The organism is Methanohalophilus euhalobius (assembly GCF_900215215.1).
In the GTDB taxonomy this organism is placed as follows: Archaea; Halobacteriota; Methanosarcinia; order Methanosarcinales; family Methanosarcinaceae; genus Methanohalophilus; species Methanohalophilus euhalobius.
On the sequence record NZ_OBDR01000020.1, the window covers coordinates 1 to 5,197 of the forward strand.

Annotated in this window: 2 tRNA genes and 3 rRNA genes; all 5 read right to left on the bottom strand. The window is 51.9% G+C overall.

The features are described 5' to 3' along the window. Nucleotides 1-11: 11 nt before the first annotated feature. A 5S ribosomal RNA gene (gene rrf, locus CP947_RS10120) occupies nt 12-133 on the bottom strand. A gap of 24 nt (nt 134-157) precedes the next feature. After that, nucleotides 158-229: transfer RNA gene (locus CP947_RS10125), tRNA-Cys, on the bottom strand. A 111-nt stretch (nt 230-340) separates the two neighbouring features. Further along, a 23S ribosomal RNA gene (locus CP947_RS10130) occupies nt 341-3,259 on the bottom strand. 121 nt (nt 3,260-3,380) lie between these two features. After that, a tRNA-Ala gene (locus CP947_RS10135) sits at nt 3,381-3,453 on the bottom strand. A 75-nt stretch (nt 3,454-3,528) separates the two neighbouring features. Further along, nucleotides 3,529-5,005 (bottom strand): 16S ribosomal RNA (locus CP947_RS10140). Together the 16S, 23S and 5S rRNA genes with 2 tRNA genes alongside form the textbook arrangement of a ribosomal RNA operon. Nucleotides 5,006-5,197: the final 192 nt, after the last annotated feature.

Genomic DNA, 5,197 nt, shown 5'->3' on the forward strand with positions numbered 1-5,197 from the left:
TCAATAAGTTGAGTCAGCAGCGATGCATAGTTCCCAAAGGCTCTCGCACTTTAGTACAGTATACAACGCTGGCAGGCTTATCTTCTGTGTTCGGGATGGGTACAGGAGTTACCCTGCCGCTATGGCCGCTGTCCTCAACTTATATGAGATGGATGAAAGCCAAGGCCCGGATTCGAACCGGGATGGAATCGCTCTGCAGGCGATTGCGTAGCCGCTCCGCCACCTTGGCACATTGGGCATGTGCGAAGCGTATTCATATGACGCAACCGTCATAAACTTTGCGTTTCATCGGACCGTGTATTTATGCATTACATACCTGATTTCGCCTGGAATAAGCAATTGGAAGCGGCACGGATTATTAGTAACCGCGGACTTAACACCTCGTTTCCTTAGTGCTTACATCCCGATCCTATTAAACCGGTCTTTTACCGGCATCCTTACAGTGGTCTCTTTTCAGGTTGGATTTCGAGCTTAGATGCTTTCAGCTCTTATTCTTTGGCGCGTAGCTGCTCGGCACTGCCTTGTCAGACAACCGATCGACCAGAGACGCCGTTGCCCTGTTCCTCTCGTACTAAAAGCAACTTACCTTCAGACCACATACACCTCTAGTAGATAGTAACCGACCTGTCTCACGACGGTCTAAACCCAGCTCACGATCTCCTTTAATAGGCGAACAACCTCACCCTTGGCCGCTGCTGCACGGCCAGGATGGAAAGAACCGACATCGAGGTAGCAAGCTGCCGGGTCGATATGTGCTCTTGCCGGCAACGACACAATTATCCCCGGGGTAACTTTTCTGTCAGCTTTAGCCCGCATCAAGCAGGACATAAAGGTTCGCTAGAACCGACTTTCGTCTCGCGATCCATTGCTATGCTAAATCGCGTCAGGCTGACTTATGCTCTTGCACTCTTCAGCAGGTTTCCGACCCACTTGAGTCAACCATTGCGCGCCCTTGATATCTTTTCAAGGGCGTCCCGCCCCAGGCAAACTGCCCACCTATCGGGGTCCTCCTTGCGGAGTTAGGGTCGCGACTTCAGAAGGGTAGTGTCCCATTGACGGCTCCACCCATGCTGGCGCACGGGCTTCGATGCCTCCTACCTACACTGTACATCCGAAATCACAACCCAACGACAGGCTGCAGTAAAGCTCCACGGGGTCTTCACTTCCCCCTAGAGGTCTCTAGACTTTGCACTAGAATGTAAGCTTCACCGGATTCTGGCTAGGGACAGTAGAGCTCTCATTGATCCATTCATGCGAGTCGCCAATTAAGCGACAAGGTACTACGCTACCTTAAGAGGGTCATAGTTACCCCCGCCGTTTACGGGCCCTTCTTTCCGTTGGACCGAAGTTTCAGGTACCCGCACTGGGCAGGATTCAGAGATCGTACTAGCCCTTTCGGGTTTGCGATCTCCTATGTTGGTATTAGACAGTTAGAGCTCCCTGGTCACTGCGACCTGCCATCTTCATGGCAGGCACTCCTTCTCCCGAAGTTACGGAGCCAATTTGCCGAATTCCCTTAGCCAGATTAATTCCGACACGCCTTAGCCTTTTCAGCTAGGGGCACCAGTGTCAGATCTTGGTACGGTCGTTTAGCTTCCTTTTCACGGGTCCCGGGGTGCAGTTGACTTTCGCAATAACATATTCGCCCGCTTCTCGCCATTACGGCTCTCCACGGGTTTCGATGCTTAGACAGCGCGACAACGCTGCTCAACCTACCCTGAGACGTCAGTTTAGTGCTAAACGGTACAGGAATATTAACCTGTTTCCCTTTTGGCGTACTCGAATTACGGTACGTCTTAGGACCGACTAACCCTCGGCTGACGATCATTGCCGAGGAAACCTGGCCCCTTCGGCGGTCAGGATTCTCACCTGACTATGCTGCTACTATTACCAGGATTTTCGTTTCCGTACGGTCCACAGGACTTCACAACCCTGCTTCTGCCCGAACGCAACGCCTTCCTACAAGATTACCTTTCGGTACTCCGTGGTATCGGTGGTCGACTTGAGCCCCGTCCATTTTCGGGGCCCCAGACCTCGACTGGTGGGCTGTTACGCACTCTTTAAAGGGTAGCTGCTTCTAAGCTAACCTTCCAGCTGTTTAGGGCCTGGGACACCCTTTATCTTTAACACTTAGTCGACACTTAGGGACCTTAACCACGGGCTGGGTTCTCTCCCTTACGGACTACAAGCTTACCCCAGTAGCCCGGACTCCAACTTTCTCAGACGACGGTGGTTTTGGAGTTTGACAGGGGAGCGAGGGATTTCTCCCCCGGGATCCCCAATCAGTGCTCTACACCACCGACTATCTCCGGTTAGGTCATGCTACGACATGTTTTGGAAGGAACCAGCTGATGCCGGGTTTGATTAGCCTTTCACTCCAAGACGCAGGTCACACGAACGATTTGCAGGTCAGTACCGCTTGCGGTCCTCCACGTAGCTTTCGCCACGCTTCAACCTGCCCACGCCTAGATCACCCGGCTTCGGGTCGTATTCCAATGACTCCACGCACTTGTATACGCCGCATCTTGTCCGAAGACTGCATGCTTGTTGCTTTCGCTTCGGCTCCCCTTTCGGTTAGCCTTCGCCATTGAAATACACTCCCTGGCCCGTTCTTCAAAACGTAAGATATGACATCGGCAACAAAACTCGTACAGCAGCCTCGCGACTGTTTCCTTCATTTCGCAGATCCTTTCATGCCATATCGTTCCATAACCAACAGGTTTCAGGCACTTTGAACCTCCCTTTTTGGGGTACTTTTCAGTTTTCGGTCACCCTACTAGTTCACTATCGGTCTCAAGAGATATTTAGTTTTGGAAGTTGATGCCTCCCGGGTTCCCGCGCGATATCCAACGCACGGTACTCTGGAACAATTCCAGATCCGTTCACATTAACCTACGTGACTATCACACTCTGTGGTTTGACGTTCCAGTCAAATTCGGTCTCTGTGAGAGGGGATCCTTGGAAAAGTCCTTCCACACCACATGTCCCTTCTGTTCCCAGAGGGATTCGGTTTGAACTTTGCCGTGTTCACTCGCCGTTACTAGCGGCATCTCTTCGATTTCTTTTCCGGTTCCTACTAAGATGTTTCAATTCGGAACGTTCCCGATCATTACTGATCGACCATAAGGTCAAGAGGTCTCATTAGGAGATCCCCGGTTCATAGGCTTCATGCGCCTACCCGGGGCATATCGCAGCTTGACACGTCCTTCATCGGTCCTTGAGCCGAGCCATTCACCTGCTGGCATAAATGCCATTATCCGTTTGCTTACTCCAGTAAGCGTCAGGTATGCAACTTATACACGATCTCATCGTGCTCTTCCTGGTCAGAAAGAGCACATCCATCCTTCCCGGGCAAAATTACTTGCCTGGTGCATTAAATATGGACTTGCTGGGATTCGAACCCAGGGCCTCTGCCTTGCAAAGGCAGCGATCTTCCAACTGATCTACAAGCCCTTGGTATCCCAACGATGTTGGATTATATGAGTGCAATGGCAGTTTTTCGGTTTCTGATCGAAAGTTTTTTTGCTTAGGAGGTGATCCAGCCGCAGATTCCCCTACGGCTACCTTGTTACGACTTAACCCCCCTTGCGAAATTTAGGTTCGAACGCAGCACTAAAGTCCGCGCCCTCACCCATACCTCACTCGGGTGGTTTGACGGGCGGTGTGTGCAAGGAGCAGGGACGTATTCACCGCGCTATATTGAAACGCGATTACTACGGATTCCAGCTTCATGAGGGCGGGTTTCAGCCCTCAATTCGAACTACGGCTGGGTTTATGAGATTACCGTCACTTTTCAGTGTAGGAGCCCATTGTCCCAACCATTGTAGCCCGCGTGTAGCCCGGGAGATTCGGGGCATACTGACCTACCGTAGCCCGCACCTTCCTCCGATTTAGCATCGGCGGTCCCCACAGAGTACCCATCATCCAAAAAGGATATGCTGGCAACAGTGGGCACGGGTCTCGCTCGTTGCCTGACTTAACAGGATGCTTCACAGTACGAACTGACGACGGCCATGCACCTCCTCTCAGCGATTCAGGTAAAGTCTTTAGCTTGACCTACATATTGCTGTCGCCCCCGGTGAGTTGTCCGGCGTTGAGTCCAATTAAACCGCAGGCTCCACCCGTTGTAGTGCTCCCCCGCCAATTCCTTTAAGTTTCAGCCTTGCGGCCGTACTTCCCAGGTGGCTCGCTTCACGGCTTCCCTGCGGCACCTGAAACGGTCGCACCATTCCAGACACCTAGCGAGCATCGTTTACGGCTGGGACTACCCGGGTATCTAATCCGGTTCGTGCCCCCAGCTTTCGTCCCTCACCGTCGGACCCGTTCTGGTAAGACGCCTTCGCCACTGGTGGTCCCACAGGGATTACAAGATTTCACTCCTACCCCTGTAGTACCTCTTACCTCTCCCGGTCCCAAGTCTAACAGTATCCCCCGGTAGCCTAACAGTTGAGCTGTCAGATTTCCCGGAAGACTGATTAAACCGGCTACGGACCCTTTAGACCCAATAATAGTGATTACCACTCGGGCCGCCGGTGTTACCGCGGCGGCTGGCACCGGTCTTGCCCGGCCCTTGCTATCACATGCTATTTACACATGTGGACAGCCAGCATTGTATGCTGGCACTCGGTGTCCCCTTATCGCGGTTTCCCGCAGTGTAAAGGTTTCGCGCCTGCTGCGCCCCGTAGGGCCTGGATTAATGTCTCAGAATCCATCTCCGGGCTCTTGCTCTCACAACCCGTACCCGTCGTTGGCTAGTAGGTACTCTAGACCCACTACAACCTGATAGGCCGCAGACCCATCCTTGGGCGACGGATCTTTTAATCACAAAGCATTCCAGCATATGTGATCTATTCAGAATTATCCCCAGTTTCCCGGGGTTATGCTGAACCCAAGGGCAGATTGTCCACGTGTTACTGAGCAGTCCGCTATGTTCACGAAGAACATTTAACTAGCATGGCTTAGTCGAACACCGATAGCAGTAACCTCTGGCAGGATCAACCAGAATTATATGATATTTCTAGCACACCTTTTGAAGGTTAAAGGATATTGTTGGCAGGGTACCTGTTAAACAACATGGATGCTGATTAAAGGCCCTGCACAGTGAATTCTTAATACTAACGATCAGAATTCACCGAACTGCCATTGCGTGAGTCAGACAGAATTGTTATCTCCTGTCTCCATGAATATGAAGGTGATT